Below are 17,825 nucleotides of genomic sequence, written 5' to 3'. Positions count from 1 at the left end.
TCAAGATTGTGAGACTTTCAGGATAACAGGATCGTGGCCGGTTGCCTCGACGAATCTGATCAGATCGGCGGCGGCGATCGAGGTCGTCGCCTCATTGGTCAGCGGATGGCCGTTGATGACGTCGTGGCTCATCAACGCCTGGTCGAGAACGACCTTCACCCGCCCTTCCGTGTCGTTGATCAGGCCGAAGACGGTGACCGCGCCGGGGATGACGCCGAGCAGCTCCATCAGCATCTCGGGCTTGCCGAACGACACTCGGCTGGCGGCGCCGATCAGGTGATGGATCTGCTTCAGGTCGACGACGGCTTCCTCGCCGACGGTGACGAGGAAATAATTGTCCTTCTTGTCCTTGAGGAACAGGTTCTTGGTGTGGCCGCCGGGAATCTCGCCGCGCAAGGACTGCGAATCGGCGACGGTGAACAGCGGCGGGTGCCTGACCGTCGAGACGGAAATGCCGAGATCGGCAAGAAATTCGTTGAGCTCGGCTTCGGTCTTCGGCATCGGTCCTCGCGCGGTCGAATAGGGCTCATGCCGTTTACGGCCAACGATGCCATCGGGGCAAGGCCGCAGGGGCAATTCCGGGAAAGGCGCGCGGAAGCGCGGAAGCTTTGAGCGCGGATTGGCGATCGCCCCGGTTCCGCGCCGCTTCGATGCTTTCGAAGCGGATCTCGCCGCACGAGAAAATTCACTCCAAAAAGACCGTCATTTCCCTGTTGCAATCGCCGCGCTCTTCGGCCATATAGGCGCGGCTTGCGGCCCGAGGCCGCGCGAGCGGGTGTAGCTCAGGGGTAGAGCACAACCTTGCCAAGGTTGGGGTCGGGCGTTCGAATCGCCTCACCCGCTCCAGTTTCCTCCACCGAGGATCAAGCAGACGAAAAGCCGCGGACCGCCGCGGCTTTTTCGCGTCTGGACCATTTGATCTTCTTGATCCTCGGAGCTTCCCGGATTGCCGGGGAAGTGACGAAATCTGCCGCCGGCAGTTGGCGCGGTCATACGGGAAGTGCCGTCATCCATCAGACTTGGGTCGCATGCCAAAGGGACTGTAGAGCCTCTTTTGCCGGGCGCCTGACAACTATATGTTGAGTGAAAGTGCCGGAACTAAATCCGGCCGGGCAGTTTCGCGGGCGCAGTTCCCGCGAGTCGTTGCGTTGGGGCATACTAGATCAAAGAGCGTCGGCCATGAGGTTCACAGCCTTACGGGATCCGTGCGGCCAATGGATGGTATATGACCTGCTTTCGGGTTATCCGGCGCAGGTTGGGGACATATTGTTGCTCGGCCTGAGCCGCGAGGAGGCGGAGCGGCTTGCCGGACAGGCGGATCAATCGGCGCCGCAGCCATTTCGTCCGTATTGCAGCCATTTATCGATACTCTGCCGTTCCGATCCAGAACGAGCGGACTCGTCGGAGATTTAGATGCACCGACCGAGGGAGCGCCGATGAGGTTCGCAGCGATGCAGGATCCGTGTGACGACTGGCTTGTCCATGATCTGGCTCTCGACCTCCCGGCGGAGATGGACGGCCGGGTGCTGATCGGACTGACGCGTGGCGAAGCCGAGGATCTGGCCGACCAGGCCAATGCGGGAATTGGCGGGCAGGTTATCGATTCGCCGGTTCCCTTCGCCAGCGTCGCCTAAGGACCCAGGTCGCGCACCGCGATTCAACCCCAGATCACATCGGATAACATTTGCGTGCCAACGCATTTCAACCTTGTGCCGGCTTCCATATGTCCTTTCGGGGGCCGAGAACCGCCGGCGGTGAGTGGCCTGCACCGCGACACGACGCGACTGGACGGCCCGTTTTGGAAAGCGGGTTCACCGCTTCCTCCATCCCGAGGAGATGTCATCATGCGTTCTTTCATCCCAAAGATCATTGCGGCCGCCGCGATCTTCGCGGCCATACCGCTTTCGAGCGCCTATGCCGTGCACCGCCACCATAGAGCGGCGGTCGACACCACAACCACGGCATCGGTGCCGGCGGACCCGGAAGCGAGAGTTGCGACGCAGCAGCTGCTTGGCGTGAAACAGGGTATCCGTGAGGCCCGGGCGATGGGCAAGATCTCGCAGGACCAGGCCCGCGACCTGATGCGGCAGGCGGACGCCATCCAGCCCACCCGAGGCCGTTCGGCGATTGGGCAGATCAACGAGTTGGATCAGCGGCTTCAGAATGCCTCCGGCCAAGGGACCTATATCGGCAGCGGCGGCGACGGCGGCTATTATCCGAACGGCTGACGACCCGAGCGCTCCCCCCACAATGCGGCCGCCGGTGTGATCGAGCCCTGCCGGGCCGCACACCGGGGCCGTCGCGTTCCCACGATGCCAAGGCGGAGATAACGCCCGCGGACCGCCGATCGTCCCGAGACTCACGGACCTGTTATGCCAGCCGCGCCCTTGTCGTCCGCGGCGTAGCCAGCAGCAGGCTGGTCTCGCTGCCCGTGATCCCGGGGATCAGCCTTATCCGGCGCAGCACCGCATCGAAATCGGTGAGCGAGGCGGTGCCGAGCTCCACCACGAGGTCCCAGCGGCCGTTGGTGGTGTGGATGGTGGAAACCTCGGGAAGGCCGCCAAGCGCCCGGATGACGCGGTCGGCGGCATGGCCCTCGATCTCGATCATCATCACGCCGCGTATCCTCTGATCGACCGCGTCGGCGCGCAGCACCACCGTGTAGCCGATGATCTCGCCGGACTTTTCCAGCCGCTCCATGCGCGCCCGGACCGTGGCGCGCGAGACGCCGAGATCGACGGCGAGATCGGACACGCTGCGCCGCGCATCGTGCCGCAGAAGCGTGACCAGTCTTTCGTCAAGCGTGTCCATGATTGCCCATCTTGGTCAAATTGGATGCGCAGAATGATAGATCATTCTTCTCGAAATGCCAATTTTGCCTGTTCAAACCGCCAGCGCCTGATGATCCAATCAGCCAATCAATCGTAAGGGCTGAAAAATCATGCGCTGCAGGATCGTCGGCGCGCCGGTGCAGGACGGCGCGGGCAGGATGGGATGCGAGATGGGGCCGAGCGCGCTGCGCACGGCAGGCCTCGTCTCGGTGCTGGCCGAGCTTGGCCATGAGGTCGAGGACTGGGGCGCGGTCGAGAAGGCCGCGGCGCGACCGGTGATGGTGCACGGCAACCTCGCGCTCAAGGCACTGCCGGAGATCTCCGCCTGGACCGCGGCGATCGCCGAGACCGCCTACGCCGCTTCCAGGGACGCCGTGCCGATCTTCCTCGGCGGCGACCATTCGATCTCCGCCGGCACGGTGTCCGGCGTGGCGCGCCGCGCTGCCAAACGTGGCCGGCCGCTCTTCGTGCTGTGGCTCGACGCGCATCCGGATTTCCACACGCTCGACACCACCACCAGCGGCAATCTGCACGGCGTGCCGCTCGCCTATGCCAGCGGCCAGGCCGGCTTCAAGGGTTATTTCCCGGATCTGCCGCAGGCGGTCGACCCGGCCCGCATCTGCGCCATCGGCCTGCGCAGCGTCGATCCCGCCGAGCGCCGCGCACTCGCTGAAGCCGGCGTCACCGTGCACGACATGCGCGCCATCGACGAGCACGGCATCGCGCCCTTGCTGCGCGCTTTCCTCGCCCGCGTCGAGCAGGAGAACGGGCTCCTGCATGTCAGCCTCGACGTCGACTTCCTCGACCCGTCGATCGCGCCGGCCGTCGGCACCACCGTTCCCGGCGGCGCCACTTTTCGCGAAGCGCATCTGGTGATGGAGATGCTCTCCGACAGCTGCCTCGTCTCCAGCCTCGACCTGGTCGAGCTCAACCCGTTCCTCGACGAGCGCGGCCGCACCGCGACCCTGATGGTCGACCTCACCGCCAGCCTGATGGGCCGCCGCATCATGGACCGCCCGACCCGCAGCCATTCCGGGAGCCTCTGATCATGACCCAGCCTTCGCGCCTCGCCATCGTTCCCTTCGTCAGCGTCGACCGCATGATGAAGCTGGTGCTCGCCATCGGCGTCGAGCGCTTCCTGACCGAGCTCGCCGCCTATATCGAGGAGGATTTCCGCCGCTGGGAGCTGTTCGACAAGACGCCGCGCATCGCCTCGCACAGCCATGACGGCGTCATCGAACTGATGCCGACCAGCGACGGCAAGATGTACGGCTTCAAATATGTCAACGGCCATCCGAAGAACATGCGCGAGGGCCGCCAGACCGTCACCGCCTTCGGCGTGCTCGCCGATGTCGGCTCCGGCTATCCGATGCTGCTCACCGAAATGACCATCCTGACGGCGCTGCGTACCGCCGCCACTTCCGCCGTAGCGGCAAAATACCTGGCGCCCAAGGGTTCGCGCGCCATGGCCATCATCGGCAACGGCGCCCAGTCCGAGTTCCAGGCCATTGCCTTCAAGGCATTGCTCGGCATCGATAAGCTGCGGCTCTACGACATCGATCGTTCGGCGTCCGAAAAATGCGCCCGCAACCTGGCGGCCAAGGGTTTTGACATCACCATCTGCGCGACCGGGCAGGACGCGGTGGAAGGCGTCGACATCATCACCACGGTGACCGCCGACAAGCAGTACGCCACCATCCTCACCGACAACATGGTCGGCTCCGGCGTCCACATCAACGCCGTCGGCGGCGACTGCCCCGGCAAGACGGAGCTCCACCGCGACATCCTTTTGCGCTCCGACATCTTCGTCGAGTTCCCGCCGCAGACGCGCATCGAAGGCGAGATCCAGCAGCTCGACGCCGACCATCCGGTGACCGAGCTGTGGCAGGTGATGACCGGGAAGGCCAAGGGCCGCAAGGCGCCCGAGCAGATCACGCTGTTCGATTCCGTCGGCTTCGCCACCGAGGATTTTTCGGCGCTGCGCTACGTCCGCGACCAGCTCCAGGCCACCGGGCTCTATGAGGAGCTCGACCTGCTCGCCGACCCCGACGAGCCGCGCGACCTTTTCGGCATGCTGGAGAGGGCCGCCATGCAGCCGGCGGCGTGAGCGTAATCTCCCCCCTTGAGGGGGAGATGGCCGGCAGGCCAGAAGGGGTCGGTCCGACTGGGCTCAGCTTGCTTCTACAGATGGAGGTTGGCGCTTCACGCGCAGCGACCCCCTCTGTCGCCTTCGGCGACATCTCCCCCTCAAGGGGGGAGATTACGCACTACCCCCGCGCAGCGCAGCTCTCCCGTTCGACCAGCACCGGCGCCAGCACCTCGCGCCTTGACGGCGCTTCCGGTTCGCCCAGCCTTTCGAGCAGCAGGCTCACCGCGCGCGTGCCGATCTTTTCGACCGGCTGCGCGATGGTGGTCAGCGGCGGCCAGGTGGTGACGGCATAGGGGATGTCGTCGAAGCCGACCATCGAGATATCGTCGGGAACCCGCAATCCGCGCGACCGCAGCGCCGTGACCGCGCCCATCGCCATCAGGTCGTTGCAGGCGAACACCGCCGTGATGTCCGGCGCCTGCGCCATCAGCTGCTCCATCGCCAGGCGCCCGCCGGCGAAATGATAGTCGGAATCGACGACCGACGAGGCCGGCAGCGCGAGGCCCGCCTCTTCAAGCGCCCGCGCGAAACCGCGCAGCCGGGCCGGGCTGGAGCTGGAATCGCGCGGGCCGCCGATGACGCCGATCTTTTCATGCCCAAGCCCGGCCAGATACCGGCCGGCGAGATAGCCGCCATGGTCATGGTCGACCAGCACCGAATCGACATTGACCGACTGGATCTCGCGGTCGAGCAGCACCGCCGGCACGCTGGGCAAGAGGCGGGCGAACACCCGCGCATGGTCGGACGAGCCGGCGAAGATCAGCCCGTCGATCTGCTTGGCCATCAGCACCGAGAGGTAGCGCTCCTCCTTTTCGGCATTGCCGTCGGAGTTGCACAGGATCACCGTGTAGCCGGAGACGAAGCCGGCATCCTCGATCTGCCGCGCGACGCTGGCGAAGAACGGGTTTGAATTGTCGGGCAGCAGCAGGCCGATGGTCTTGGTCTCGCCGCGCCGCAGACTCCGCGCCACCGAGTTCGGGCTGTAGCGCAGCGCCGTGATCGCAGCGCGCACGCGCTCGGCCGTTTCCGGCTCGACATGGCGGGTATGGTTCATCACATGCGAGACCGTTGCGACGGACACCCCCGCGTGACGCGCAACATCGGCAATGGTCGTCATAGGCCCTGGTCCCGGTGGCTTCCGAGAGCGCTTTAGCGTGGAGTCGCTAACCGCTCCATCTTCCTGCGCAATTCCGGACTGAAAACCGCTACGTACTCTACTGGAATCGATCAGGCGGATCTTCTGCACTTACTCGGTACGCGTTTAGGATGACGGCAGGCACGACGACGAGGTAATTGTCGTGACGCCAAACCGCCGCAGCCGATGCCCGAGCCTTCCGTTCACTCCGCAATCGGTTACGCAACCGATTACGCATAAGGAAGCCCGCAGTTTTGGCGAGTGTCAATATCCGGAAGCAGCTGCCGAGGGCACCATTTGAAGTGCTGCCTGCGCCTGTGCCTGAGGGGCCGGCGCCGCCCCTCATTGTCCTGCCGGACATTTCTCCCCGTATAGTGACGGGGAGAACGACGCCGCCGCGAATGGTTTCGCCAATCGCCAGCGCTGCAGAACAAGCACCCAGGCCGCGGCCAGCCCCTTCTCCCCGTCACTATACGGGGAGAAGGTCCCGGCAGGGGATGAGGGGCGGCGCTAACGTCGGCGGTTTGGCGCCCGCAGGCCTGTCATAAAGTCAAGTGTTGATCATTATCGCCGGCATGATACCACCGCCCAACCGCCGTCACCGCCAGCCCAGCGCCGGCGCGACGTGCTTCAGGATCGACTCGATGACATGGGCGTTGTAGTCGACTCCGAGCTGATTGGGCACGGTGAGCAGCAGCGTGTCGGCCTCGGCGATCGCCTCGTCCTCCCTGAGCTGTTCGACCAGCTTGTCCGGTTCGGCGGCATAGGTGCGGCCGAACACGGCCCGCTTCTCCGGCTCGATATAGCCAAAGTGGTCCTCGCCCTCGCTGCCGCCGAAATAGGCGCGGTCCATGTCGTTGACGAGCGCAAAGATGCTGCGGCTGACCGAGACGCGCGGCTCCCGCGTATGGCCGGCTTCCTTCCAGGCGGCGCGGTAGGCTCTGATCTGCTTGGCCTGCTGGACGTGCAGCGGCTCGCCGCTCTCGTCGAATTTCAGCGTCGAGCTTTGCAGGTTCATGCCGAGCTTGGCCGCCCAGACGGCGGTGGCGTCGGTGGCCGCGCCCCACCAGATGCGGTCGCGCAGGCCAGCCGAGAAGGGTTCGAGCCTGAGCAGGCCGGGCGGGTTGGGGAACATCGGCCGCGGATTGGGCTGGGCGAAGCCTTCGCCGCGCAACAGGTCGAGGAAGATTTCGGCGTGGTTCCGCGCCATGTCGGCGTCGCTCTTGCCCTCTTGCGGCACGTAGCCGAAATAGCGCCAGCCATCGATCACCTGCTCGGGCGAGCCGCGGCTGATGCCGAGCTGCAAACGACCGCCGCCGATGAGGTCCGCGGCGCCCGCATCCTCGGCCATGTAGAGCGGATTCTCGTAGCGCATGTCGATGACGGCGGTGCCGAGCTCGATCCGCTTGGTCTTCGCGCCCGCCGCGGCCAGCAGCGGGAACGGCGAGGCGAGCTGCCGGGCAAAATGGTGGACTCGGTAATAGGCGCCGTCGGCGCCGAGCTCCTCGGCCGCGACCGCGAGGTCGATCGACTGCAGCAGCGCGTCGGCGCCCGAGCGCGTGCCCGATTGCGGCGAGGGCGACCAATGCCCGAAGGACAGAAATCCGATCTTCTTCATGTGCTCCGTTCCTGCTGGAGCGGCTCTTCGGCCGCTCAAATGCCTTGTTGCTCCCGCAGATAGCCAGGGCAGCGCCGCGATACAACGGACACCGAACGGATACAGACCGTCAATGAGTTCTTCGAAATGTCCGGTCCCACGCTCGCGTGACAAAGCGGATCGGCTAATCCCCGGCATTCTCGCCGCCTCCCGTGCGCTGTATCTTTCCCGCCAGCCGATGATTCCCCAGCATTGGACAAGAGCTTCATGCATGGCCTGACACCGATATTTTCCACCGTGACGGCCTCTTTCCTGGCGTCCTTCGTCGAGGTCGTCGAAGCCTTCACCATCGTGCTCGCCGTCGGGGTGACGCGCAGCTGGCGCCCCGCGCTGACGGGCGCAGCACTTGCGCTCATCCTGCTGGCGGCGCTGGTGCTCGTTTTCGGCCCGCTGCTGGCGCTCATCCCCATCGCCGTCCTGCAATTCGTGGTCGGCGTGCTCCTGATCCTGTTCGGCATGCGCTGGCTGCGGAAGGCGATCCTGCGCAGCGTCGGCGTGATCGCGCTGCATGACGAGGGGCAGGCCTTTTCCAAGGAGACCGCGATGTTGCGGCGGCAGGCCGGCGACCGCCGCGCCGACTATCTGGCCGCCGTCGCGTCGTTCAAGGCGGTGCTGCTCGAGGGTGTCGAAGTGGTGTTCATCGTCATTGCGGTCGGCGCCGCGCATGGCCAGACGCTTTATGCCGGCCTTGGCGCGCTGGCGGCCTTCGTGCTGGTGATGCTGATCGGCCTTGCCGTGCACCGGCCCCTGGCGCGCGTGCCGGAGAATGCGCTGAAATTTGTCGTCGGGCTGATGCTGACCAGCTTCGGCGTGTTCTGGACCGGCGAAGGCCTTGGCGCCGAATGGCCGGGCGCCGATCTCGCTTTGCTCGCCATCTTCGCCGTCATCGCCGCCGCATCCTTCGCCATCATGCGCTGGCTGCGCGGCGCTTACCCGGCGCCTGCCGAAGGAATTGCCCGGTGATCCGTCTCGTCTTCAAGGAACTCGTCGGCATGTTCGTCGACGACGGCAATCTGGCATTGCTGGCGCTGATCCTGGTCGCGCTGATCGCCGCCGCGGTGAAACTCCTGGGCCTGCCGCCGCTCGTCGGCGGCTTGCTGCTCCTTGCCGGCTGCCTGGCGATTCTCCTGCAAAGCACACGCCGCGCCGCGCGCGACAAGGCGCGCTGAGGGGGCCATTCTGGTTAAGCCCCGTAACCGCTGGAGATCGGCGAAGCCGCCTCAGCCTCGTCATTCCAGGGCGGAGCAGCCGCGAAGCGGCGTCGCGAAGACCCTGGAATCCATGCCGTTACCTTGATCGAAGGGCGCAGCGGAGCAGAATTCTGCACCGTTGCAACGCCTAAACATCACGGCATGGATCCTCGGGTCTGCGCTGCGTCGCTTCGCTCCTTGCTCCGCCCAAGGATGACGACGGGACGACCGTTTCGGCTAACGTCCAAGGCATGCTGCCTGCATGGCCCACCGGGAACTAGTAAACAGTGAAAAGCGTCGGCAGGTGGCCGCTGAGGCGGGCATACTCGACCGCCTCGATCAGCGGAAACAGAGCCAGGAAATAGAGCCCGTCGCGGAATGTGTTCCTCAGCGCGCCCGTCGAAAACAGCCACTGCGCCTCGTCGCGGTAGAGCAGCGGATTCGGCCAGAAGGACGGCGTGCGTTCGGCATAGGTTGCATAAGCCGCGCCGAACTTGCCGGCGAGGTACGCGGCCTCCTTGCGCGCGGTGAACCGGAAGACGAGGAAGCTTGCCAGGCCGAGCATCGCGGCCGCCAGCACCGAGCCGAACATCAGGCCGATACCGACCGCGCCGACGGTCGAGAAGAAATAGAGCGGGTTCCGGGTCATCGAGAACGGGCCGGACACGATCAGCTCGTCATTCTTCCTACCGCCGACGAAAAGGATGCTCCATAGACGGCCGAGGAAGCAGGCCAGCACCATCGCGAAGCCGATCGTCTCGACCACTTCGTGCCCATCCGATCCTTCGGCCAGCGCCGGCTTGCTGAACAGAAGCAGGATGACGGCAAGCACGGCTGCCACCTGCACGAAGATCAGGCGCTTGTGCTGGTCGAACGCTTTCGGCGCCGCTTTGAGGGACGTGTAGGCCATTCTTTCTCACCGCTCCAGCGCCGAGAGGGACGCCGGGCTTTCTCTAGCGCTTCCGCCGAGCGATGACGAGACCCGGCGAATGTTTTTGGCCGACCTTACGAATTTGTAAGGACGCGGACAGGCTGCGGTGAATTTACCAGCCTAGCCTGATTGCCACGGGTTGTCGGCTTGAACAGAGAGCACGGACGACCGTGCTCCTACAGGATGACAGCCATCGCAATGACCATGACAGCCAACGAATACGGGTCCGAACTGAACAGGGTCCCGGACGTCACCCTCGATTTCTGGCTGATCAAAATCATGGCGGTGACCATGGGCGAGACGGCGGCGGACTATCTGGCCGTCAATCTCGGTCTCGGCCTTACCGTCACATCGCTGATCATGAGCGGCATTCTCATTGTCGCGCTTGTCCTGCAATTCGCGCAGAAGCGCTACTTGCCCTGGGCCTACTGGCTGGCAGTCGTCCTGACCAGCGTCGTCGGCACACTGGTCACCGACAACCTCGTCGACAATTTCGGCGTGCGGCTGGAGACGACGACCATCATCTTCTCGGTCGCCCTCGCCCTGACCTTCATCGCCTGGTACGTCAGCGAGAAGACCCTGTCGATCCACACCATCTTCACCACCCGGCGCGAGGTCTTCTACTGGCTGGCGATCCTGCTCACCTTCTCGCTGGGCACCGCCGCCGGCGATCTGGTCGCCGAGCGCTTCAACCTTGGCTATCTCAACACTGGCCTCATCTTTGGCGGCGTCATCACGGCGATCGCCTTTGGCTATTTCGTCCTCGGCCTGGACGGCATCCTCGCCTTCTGGCTCGCCTATATCCTGACCCGGCCGTTTGGCGCCTCCTTCGGCGACCTGCTGGCGCAGCCGGTGGAATATGGCGGCATGGGCTTCGGCACCACATTCACCAGCCTCACTTTCCTCGGCTCTATAGTGGTCCTCGTTCTCTATATGACGCTGAAGAAGATGATCGAGGAAGACGAGCAAGCCCTGCTTGATTAGAGCACTGCACAGGGATTTTGACCGGTCGGCTCTGTTTGCGTTGGCAGGTGGCATGCGTTGGAGATTGGCCGAAACGCCCATCGCGATCGTCATTCCAGGGCGGAGCAGGAGCGAAGCTCCGTCGCGAAGACCCTGGAATCCATGCCGTTACCTTCGCCAAAGCGTGCAACGGAGCAGAATTCAGCACCGTGGCGGCGCTTCCAAGTCACGGCATGGATTCTATGGTCTGCGCCGCGTCGCTTCGCTCCTTGCTCCGCCATAGAATGACGAGGTTGGGGCGGCTTCGAACCGTCGTGCTCGTCGCTAAAACGGCTCTCGCAAAAATGTGTAGCGGTTTTCGGTCTGCAAGCGCGTAAAAACAGATGGTCGGTCCGGAGCCGCATGAAGAGAGACTATCAGCCAAGAAAAAGCCGCAGCCGGCGCTACCATGCCGGTGAGGTTGAAGTGGCAAGGACAGCACGGGGCGATGCGACTTCTGCTTGTTGAGGACGATCCGAGAACCGCCGACTATATCGTCAGGGGGCTGACCGAGGCCGGCCATGTCTGCGATTTGCTGCGCGACGGCCATGACGGCCTTTTCGCCGCGACCCGCAACGCCTATGACGTGATCGTCGCCGACCGCATGGTTCCCGGCCTCGACGGCCTGTCGATGATCAAGGCGGTGCGCGCCGCCGGCATCCATACGCCGGCTATCTTCCTGACCTCGATCGGCGGCGTCGACGACCGCGTCGAGGGCCTGGAGGCCGGCGGCGACGACTACCTGGTCAAGCCCTTCGCCTTTTCAGAGCTGCTTGCCCGCATCCATGCGCTCGGCCGCCGGCCGGCGGCGCAGGAGCAGAAGACCGCGCTGCGCGTCGCCGACCTCGAAATGGACCTGATCCAGCGCCGCGTGACCCGGCAGGGCCAGCCGATCGACCTGCAGCCGCGCGAGTTCAGCTTGCTCGAGGTGCTGATGCGAGGCGAGGGCCGCGTCATCACCCGCACCATGCTTCTGGAGCGCGTCTGGGATTTTCACTTCGACCCCAAGACCAGCGTCGTCGAGACGCATATCAGCCGGCTGAGGGCCAAGGTCGACAGGCCTTTCGACGTGCCGCTGATCCACACCGTGCGCAACACCGGCTACAGCCTGCATGTTCCGGCCTGATCCCGCATCCGCGATTGCCGGGCGACCAAACGGCTTCGCGCGCGCATGAGCGAGAGGCGCTCCAGCCTCCTGCGCAGCACGCCGTTCCGGCTGGCGCTGACCTTCGCCTTCCTGTTCCTGCTTGCCTTCATCCTGTCCGGCGCGGTCGTCTATCAACTGATGAGCGCCTCGCTCGCCAGGCAGCTCGATCAATCGATCAGGGAGACCTATTCGCTCATCGCTGGGACCCATGCCGAGAGCGATGAGGAGGATCTCGTCTCCACCGTCAGGGACCATGCCCAGTTCAGCCAGGACAAGGACCAGATCTTTTCCCTCACCGACAAGGCCGGCAACCGCCTCGCCGGCGATTTCACCGCCTCCGGCCTGCCGGACGGGTTTTCGATGTTCGCCGCGAACTTGCCGGGCGTGCCGCCAGGTACCGAATATCGCGCCTATTCGGGCACGGTCGGCGACAACAATTTGACCGTCGCCTTCTCGCTTTCGGAAACCGAGGATCTCGAAAGGATCGTGCTGATGAGCTTCGGCTGGGCGACGCTCGCCATCACCGTTCTGGCGATCGGCGGCGGCGCCGTGCTTGCCTCGCGCGTCCAGCGGCGCCTGGATGGCATCGCCAGCACCATGGTCGACGTCTCGCATGGCCGTCTCGACGCGCGCATCCCGCTGATCGGCAGCGGCGACGACATCGACGCAGTCTCCGCCCAGGTGAACGCGGCGCTGGAGCGCCTGTCGGGCCTGGTCGACGGCATGCGGGAAGTCAGCGCCAACATCGCGCATGATCTCAAGACGCCGCTCAACCGGCTGCAGATGATCCTGGAATCCGCCGCCGACAAGACGGTGTCGGGCGAGGATGTCTCGACCGAGCTGACCGACGCCCGCATCGAAAGCCAGCAGATCAACAGCACCTTCGACGCGCTTCTGCGCATCGCCCAGATCGAAGCCGGCGCGCGCAAGGCCCGCTTCGTCGACCTCGACGTCGGGCCCATCGTCGAGACCATCGGCGACGTCTATGCCGATGTCGCGGAGGATGACGGCAAGTCGCTGTCGACGAGCGTCCTTCCGGATACGAAATGGTATATCCACGGCGACCGCGACCTGCTGATGCAGATGCTCGCCAATCTTGTCGAGAACGCGCTCAGGCATTGCCCGCCGGGCACCGCGATCGGGCTTTCGGTGACCAGGGAAGGTGGCGACGTCCTCATCCATGTCCGCGACAATGGCCCGGGCATTCCGGCCGAGGAGCGTGAAAAGGTGTTCCGGCGGCTCTACCGCCTGGATGCGAGCCGCACGACGCCGGGCAGCGGCCTGGGCCTCAGCCTTGTCAAGGCTGTGGCCGACCTGCATGGCGCCGCAATAACGCTTGAGGATTGCAAACCAGGTCTCGGCGTGATCGTCAGCTTCCCGGCGGTTCGAGTTCCGGAAGCCTGAGGCGGGACCCCGACCCCAACGTCGTCATTCTAGGGCGGAGCAAGGAGCGGAGCGACGCGCGCAGACCCTAGAATCCATGCCGTAACATTAAAACGTTGCGGCGGTTACAGAATATTCTGCACCGTTGCGCTCGCCGGCAGAAGTCACGGCATGGATTCTAGGGTCTACGCGGTACGCTTCGCTTCCCGCTCCGCCCTAGAATGACGACCGCGATGGGCGTTTCGGCCTTACGCGCGGCCACCAATGTTGGCCCATCCTACCGCACGGCGCCCGCCCGGCGGAAATCGGAAGGCGACATGCCGGCGAGCTTGCGGAACGATTTGTTGAAGGCGCTGAGCGAGCCGAAGCCGGAGTCCATCGCGACCTTCAGCACATTGGCGTCCTCATGCATCAGAAGTGCCTGGGCATAGCTCAGCCGCAGGAGACTGACATATTCGTTGAGCGTCATGCCGGTCGATTTCTTGAACAGGCTCATGGCGTATTTGGGATGGATATCGGCGGCGCAAGCGATGTTCACGCAGTCGATATCGTAGAGAAAATTCTCGGCGATGAAATCGCACATGCGCCCGACATTGCGCGAGGACTGCTGGTCGAAGGGGCTGCCCGCGCCATGCCCGGCGGCGGTTCCGGGCACCAGCCGATAGGGCTCGAAACGCACCCGCTCGAGCCGAAGCAGCAGCTCGTTGACGGCATGCTCTGTCCTGGCCGGATCGCCCGAGCGCGCATAATCGTTCCAGCGCTTGAAATTGTCATTGTCGGATTGATCGGTGGCATTCGTCACCAGCGTCGCGCCGGTCATCAGCCGGTGGCGTATGTCGGCCGGCAGATGCAGGCGGAAGAAATGCACCAGCGGCAGATGCGCGCCGGCATAGATGGCATCGTCGGAAAGGTCGTCCATCTGGTGCGGCAGGCCGCCCCAGAACAGGCACATCTCGCCGGCCGACAGCGAAATCTCATGCTCGGCCATGCGGTAATGCACGCGGCCCTGCACGATGAAGTTCACCTCGACCTGGGCGTGCCAGTGCGGCTTCAGCATCACCAACGGGTGGTTGTGGAACATCTGCAGCATCAGCGGCAGGCCTTCGACGCTGCTCGCTCCGGGCTGGTAGAACGGACGCTCGGACATCTTACTTTCCGCCAACTTCTTATTCCCTCTGTCGGGGACAAGCCTTCCGCGCCGCATAATCTAGCCACGCTCACAGCGAGAGAGCAAATGAATTGGGAGGATTTCAATGCGCACTACACTGACCTGCGCGGCGCTTTTGCTTGCCCTGGGTTCAGGCCCGGCGCTGGCGCAGTCCGGCGAGATCACCATCTGGAGCTGGAACATCGCCGCTTCGTCGCTGAAGTCGACGGTCGAGGGCTTCAACAAGAAATATCCCGACATCAAGGTCACGGTTCAGGACCTCGGCAACCAGCCGACCTATGACAAGTCGATCGCCGGCTGCGCCGCCGGCGGCATCGGACTGCCCGATATCGTCACGATCGAGAACGGCGAGGCCGAGAATTACTGGAGCCAGTTCCCGGACTGCTTCGTCGACCTGCACACGCTGGGCTACACCACCGAAGACCAGAAGAAATTCCCCGATTTCAAGCGCACTGAGCTCGAGGTCGGCGACAAGGCCTATGCCATGCCATGGGATTCCGGCCCGGTCGCCGTCTTCTACCGCCGCGACTTCTACGAGAAGGCAGGCGTCGATCCGGCCTCGATCAAGACCTGGGACGATTTCATCGCCGCCGGCAAGAAGATCCAGGCCGCCAATCCCGGCGTGGCGATGACCAATGCCGATTTCAACGGCGACACCGAATTTTTCCGCATGATCTCCAACGAGCAGGGCTGCGCCTATTTCGCCGAGGACGGCCAGTCGATCACCGTGGCCGAACCGAAATGCGTCGACGCCATGACCAAGGTCAAGGAGATGAAGGACGCCGGCATCGTGTCGTCGGCCGACTGGTCGACCAAGATCACCAACAACACCGCCGGCACCGTCGCGACGCAAGTCTATGGCGGCTGGTATGAAGGCACGATCCGCACCGAATCGCCGAAGGAAAGCGGCAAATGGGGCGTCTATCTGATGCCGAGCCTGACCGCCGACGGCCCGCGCGCCGCCAATCTCGGCGGCTCGTCGCTGGCCATCACATCGGCCTCGAAGAACAAGGAGGCGGCCTACGCCTATCTGAAATACACGCTGGAGACCAATGACGGCCAGATCACCATGCTGAAGGATTTCGGCCTGGTCCCGTCGCTGGTCTCTGCGCTCGATGATCCCTACGTCGCGCAAGGTCAGGAATATTGGGGCGGCCAGCCGGTCTGGAAGGATATCCTCTCCACGCTGCCCAAGGTGGTGCCGAGCCGCGGCACCCAGTTCCAGAGCGACGCCGAGATCATCGTCCGCGCCGTGCAGACCAAATATCTGGCCAACGGCTATCCCGACGCCAAGGCCGCGCTCGACGACGCCGCCAAGCAGATCGCCGCCGCCACAGGTTTGCCGGTGAAGTAAGCGCCGCCTTGCCTTCCCCCTTGTGGGGGAAGGTGGATCGGCGCGCAGCGCCGAGACGGATGAGGGGTGTTCCAGGGAATGCCAACGTCTCGCTCCGCTGGAACACCCCTCATCCGGCCGCTGCGCGGCCACCTTCTCCCACAAGGGGAGAAGGGAAAGACAGAGAAAGGAGGAAGCCGATGCGCACCCAGAACGCCACCGCGTACCGCTTCCTCACGCCTTACCTCTTGATCTTCGCCGTCTTCTGGATCTGGCCGATCATTTCCTCGTTCCTGATCTCCTTCCAGGCAACGCGGACCGTGCCATGGCGTTTCGCGCCGGCCTTCAACTGGGGCCGCCTGATCGGCGACCCCGCCTTCTACAACGCGCTGAAGAACACACTGCTGATCCTGGTCATCCAGGTGCCGGTGATGATTGCGCTGGCGATCGTCATGGCGGTGCTTCTGAATTCGCCGCTCTTGAAGGCGCGAGGCCTCTACCGCTTCGCCTTCTTCGCCCCGGTCGTGGTCGGCGAGGTCGCCTATTCGGCCGTCTTTCGCCTGATGTTCAGCCTCGATTTCGGCATCGTCAACAAGCTGCTCAACAGCGTCGGCCTGCCCAAGGTCGATTGGTTCTCCAACGTCACGCCGGCCATGGCGTTAATCATGATCGCGGTGACCTGGCGCTGGGCCGGCTATAACGCCATCATCATCCTCGCCGGCCTGCAGTCCATTCCTGAAGACGTCTATGAGGCCGCGACGCTCGACCGCGTCAGCAAGGTGAAGCAGTTCTTCCACATAACCTTGCCGCTCTTGAAGCCGGTCATCGTCTTCTGCGCTGTGCTGTCGATCATCGGCACCATGCAGCTCTTCACCGAGCCGTTCCTGATCACCGAGCGTGGCGGCCCCGGCGGTGGCACCGAAACGCTTGGGCTGCTGCTCTACCGCCAGGGTTTTCGGTCGCTCAATTTCGGTTACGCCTCGGCCGTCGCCTACACCATGGCGGGCCTCGCCATCGCCATCACTTTGGTGCAGCTCTGGCTGATGAGGGAGCCGAAATGACCTCGCGCTCGCAGGCAAGGCTCGGCCGCAGCATCCTGCTGCATCTCTTCCTGACGCCGCTCGCGCTGATCTGGCTGTTCCCGCTGTGGATGATGGTGGTGTTCTCCACCATGCCCGACAACGGCATCTTCAGCCCCGGCATCGAGCTACTGCCGCATGACGGCTTCATCGACAATTTCAACAATCTGCAGCGCGACACCAATTTCGTCGGCGCCATCGGCATCTCGGTCTCGGTGGCGGTGACCTACACCGTGCTTTCGGTGCTGCTCACCTCGATGGCCGGCTGGGCGCTGGCACGTTACGAGTTCCACGGCAAGGGCGCGGTGGTGGCGATCATCTTCGGCACCATCACGCTTCCCTACGCGGTGGTGCTCATCCCGCAATTCATCATGGTGGCGCGCGACTTCGCTTTGGCCAACACCTGGATCGCGCTGATCGTGCCGCCGCTGTTCAATTCACTCGGCGTGCTCTTCATGCGCCAGGCCTTCTCGATGATGCCGGCCGAACTGTTCGACGCAGCTAGGGTCGAAGGCGTCAAGGAATGGCGCATCTTCCTGTTCGTGGCGCTGCCCTTGGCCCGCCCGATGCTGGCGGCACTGGCGATCATCCTCTTCCTCGCCTCGTGGAACAATTATCTCTGGCCGTTGCTGATCAACAGCCAGCCCGGCGCGATGACCGCGCCGGTGGCGCTCGGCACGCTGATCGGCCTGACCAAGGTTTCCTGGGGCGGCATCATGGCCGGCGCCGTGATGCTGACCGTGCCCATGCTCATCGTCTTCGTGCTGTTGCAGCGTCATTTCATCGCCGGCATCGCCGCCGGCGCGATCAAATAGGAAAG

General features: G+C 64.1%; 18 protein-coding genes and 1 tRNA gene. 13 read left to right on the top strand and 6 right to left on the bottom strand.

Annotated elements, in window-relative coordinates; translation table 11 throughout:
• Entirely contained in the window at positions 1-501 is a 501-nt protein-coding gene (locus EJ069_RS25010; protein WP_126063590.1) for a prolyl-tRNA synthetase associated domain-containing protein, read from the bottom strand.
• 270 nt (positions 502-771) lie between these two features.
• Here EJ069_RS25010 and EJ069_RS25005 point away from each other — a divergent pair.
• The 3 genes from EJ069_RS25005 to EJ069_RS24995 all read left to right on the top strand — a co-directional run bounded on the left by EJ069_RS25005 (position 772) and on the right by EJ069_RS24995 (position 2,228).
• A tRNA-Gly gene (locus EJ069_RS25005) sits at positions 772-846 on the top strand.
• 590 nt (positions 847-1,436) lie between these two features.
• Entirely contained in the window at positions 1,437-1,634 is a 198-nt protein-coding gene (locus EJ069_RS25000) for a hypothetical protein (protein ID WP_126063589.1), read from the top strand.
• 210 nt (positions 1,635-1,844) lie between these two features.
• Positions 1,845-2,228 carry a hypothetical protein gene (locus EJ069_RS24995; RefSeq protein ID WP_126063588.1) on the top strand — a complete coding sequence of 128 codons (384 nt, stop codon included), beginning with the start codon at positions 1,845-1,847 and terminating at the stop codon, positions 2,226-2,228.
• 142 nt (positions 2,229-2,370) lie between these two features.
• On the opposite strand, the gene EJ069_RS24990 is transcribed toward EJ069_RS24995, so the two are convergent.
• The gene (locus EJ069_RS24990; RefSeq protein ID WP_126063587.1) at positions 2,371-2,811 is read right to left on the bottom strand and encodes an Lrp/AsnC family transcriptional regulator; all 441 of its coding nucleotides are present in this window, start codon (positions 2,809-2,811) and stop codon (positions 2,371-2,373) included.
• A gap of 130 nt (positions 2,812-2,941) precedes the next feature.
• On the opposite strand from EJ069_RS24990, the gene rocF reads away from it, so the two are divergent.
• On the top strand, positions 2,942-3,877 hold the full coding sequence (rocF, locus tag EJ069_RS24985; RefSeq protein WP_126063586.1) for an arginase: 936 nt from the start codon (positions 2,942-2,944) through the stop codon (positions 3,875-3,877).
• A 2-nt stretch (positions 3,878-3,879) separates the two neighbouring features.
• Positions 3,880-4,938 (top strand): ornithine cyclodeaminase, encoded by a 1,059-nt coding sequence (locus EJ069_RS24980; RefSeq protein ID WP_126063585.1) that lies wholly within the window; start codon positions 3,880-3,882, stop codon positions 4,936-4,938.
• A gap of 160 nt (positions 4,939-5,098) precedes the next feature.
• Here the strand turns inward: EJ069_RS24980 and EJ069_RS24975 are convergent, their stop codons facing one another.
• Both EJ069_RS24975 and EJ069_RS24970 read right to left on the bottom strand, forming a co-directional pair.
• On the bottom strand, positions 5,099-6,097 hold the full coding sequence (locus tag EJ069_RS24975; RefSeq protein WP_126063584.1) for a substrate-binding domain-containing protein: 999 nt from the start codon (positions 6,095-6,097) through the stop codon (positions 5,099-5,101).
• Between the two features lie 616 nt (positions 6,098-6,713).
• Positions 6,714-7,733 carry an LLM class flavin-dependent oxidoreductase gene (locus EJ069_RS24970; RefSeq protein ID WP_126063583.1) on the bottom strand — a complete coding sequence of 340 codons (1,020 nt, stop codon included), beginning with the start codon at positions 7,731-7,733 and terminating at the stop codon, positions 6,714-6,716.
• Positions 7,734-7,979: 246 nt separating this feature from the next.
• Between EJ069_RS24970 and EJ069_RS24965 the strand changes: the two genes are divergently transcribed.
• Both EJ069_RS24965 and EJ069_RS24960 read left to right on the top strand, forming a co-directional pair.
• The gene (locus EJ069_RS24965) at positions 7,980-8,735 is read left to right on the top strand and encodes a COG4280 domain-containing protein (RefSeq protein WP_126063582.1); all 756 of its coding nucleotides are present in this window, start codon (positions 7,980-7,982) and stop codon (positions 8,733-8,735) included.
• On the top strand, positions 8,732-8,941 hold the full coding sequence (locus tag EJ069_RS24960; RefSeq protein WP_126063581.1) for a hypothetical protein: 210 nt from the start codon (positions 8,732-8,734) through the stop codon (positions 8,939-8,941). The genes EJ069_RS24965 and EJ069_RS24960 overlap by 4 nt, the downstream gene beginning before the upstream one ends.
• 298 nt (positions 8,942-9,239) lie before the next feature.
• On the opposite strand, the gene EJ069_RS24950 is transcribed toward EJ069_RS24960, so the two are convergent.
• Positions 9,240-9,872 carry an isoprenylcysteine carboxylmethyltransferase family protein gene (locus EJ069_RS24950; protein ID WP_126063580.1) on the bottom strand — a complete coding sequence of 211 codons (633 nt, stop codon included), beginning with the start codon at positions 9,870-9,872 and terminating at the stop codon, positions 9,240-9,242.
• A gap of 219 nt (positions 9,873-10,091) precedes the next feature.
• Between EJ069_RS24950 and EJ069_RS24945 the strand changes: the two genes are divergently transcribed.
• The 3 genes from EJ069_RS24945 (at position 10,092) to EJ069_RS24935 (ending at position 13,446) form a co-directional block, all read left to right on the top strand.
• A complete protein-coding gene (locus tag EJ069_RS24945) occupies positions 10,092-10,877 on the top strand; it encodes a hypothetical protein (protein ID WP_126063579.1) in 786 nt (261 codons plus the stop codon).
• Positions 10,878-11,343: 466 nt separating this feature from the next.
• Positions 11,344-12,021, top strand: a complete 678-nt coding sequence (locus tag EJ069_RS24940) for a winged helix-turn-helix domain-containing protein (RefSeq protein WP_126063578.1) — start codon at positions 11,344-11,346, stop codon at positions 12,019-12,021.
• 45 nt (positions 12,022-12,066) lie between these two features.
• Positions 12,067-13,446: a HAMP domain-containing sensor histidine kinase gene (locus EJ069_RS24935; protein WP_126063577.1), complete on the top strand. Its 1,380-nt coding sequence runs from the start codon at positions 12,067-12,069 to the stop codon at positions 13,444-13,446.
• Between the two features lie 256 nt (positions 13,447-13,702).
• Here the strand turns inward: EJ069_RS24935 and EJ069_RS24930 are convergent, their stop codons facing one another.
• A complete protein-coding gene (locus EJ069_RS24930) occupies positions 13,703-14,572 on the bottom strand; it encodes a helix-turn-helix domain-containing protein (protein WP_126063576.1) in 870 nt (289 codons plus the stop codon).
• A gap of 106 nt (positions 14,573-14,678) precedes the next feature.
• Between EJ069_RS24930 and EJ069_RS24925 the strand changes: the two genes are divergently transcribed.
• From EJ069_RS24925 to EJ069_RS24915, 3 genes are all read left to right on the top strand, one after another.
• Positions 14,679-15,947 (top strand): ABC transporter substrate-binding protein, encoded by a 1,269-nt coding sequence (locus EJ069_RS24925; RefSeq protein WP_126063575.1) that lies wholly within the window; start codon positions 14,679-14,681, stop codon positions 15,945-15,947.
• 179 nt (positions 15,948-16,126) lie between these two features.
• On the top strand, positions 16,127-16,987 hold the full coding sequence (locus EJ069_RS24920) for a sugar ABC transporter permease (protein ID WP_126063574.1): 861 nt from the start codon (positions 16,127-16,129) through the stop codon (positions 16,985-16,987).
• Positions 16,984-17,820, top strand: coding sequence for a carbohydrate ABC transporter permease (locus EJ069_RS24915; protein ID WP_126063573.1), 837 nt, complete (start codon positions 16,984-16,986; stop codon positions 17,818-17,820). Before EJ069_RS24920 ends, EJ069_RS24915 begins: the two co-directional genes overlap by 4 nt.
• Positions 17,821-17,825: the final 5 nt, after the last annotated feature.

The organism is Mesorhizobium sp. M2A.F.Ca.ET.043.05.1.1 (assembly GCF_003952445.1).
In the GTDB taxonomy this organism is placed as follows: Bacteria; Pseudomonadota; Alphaproteobacteria; order Rhizobiales; family Rhizobiaceae; genus Mesorhizobium.
This window is presented reverse-complemented; position numbering and strand designations above follow the sequence as displayed.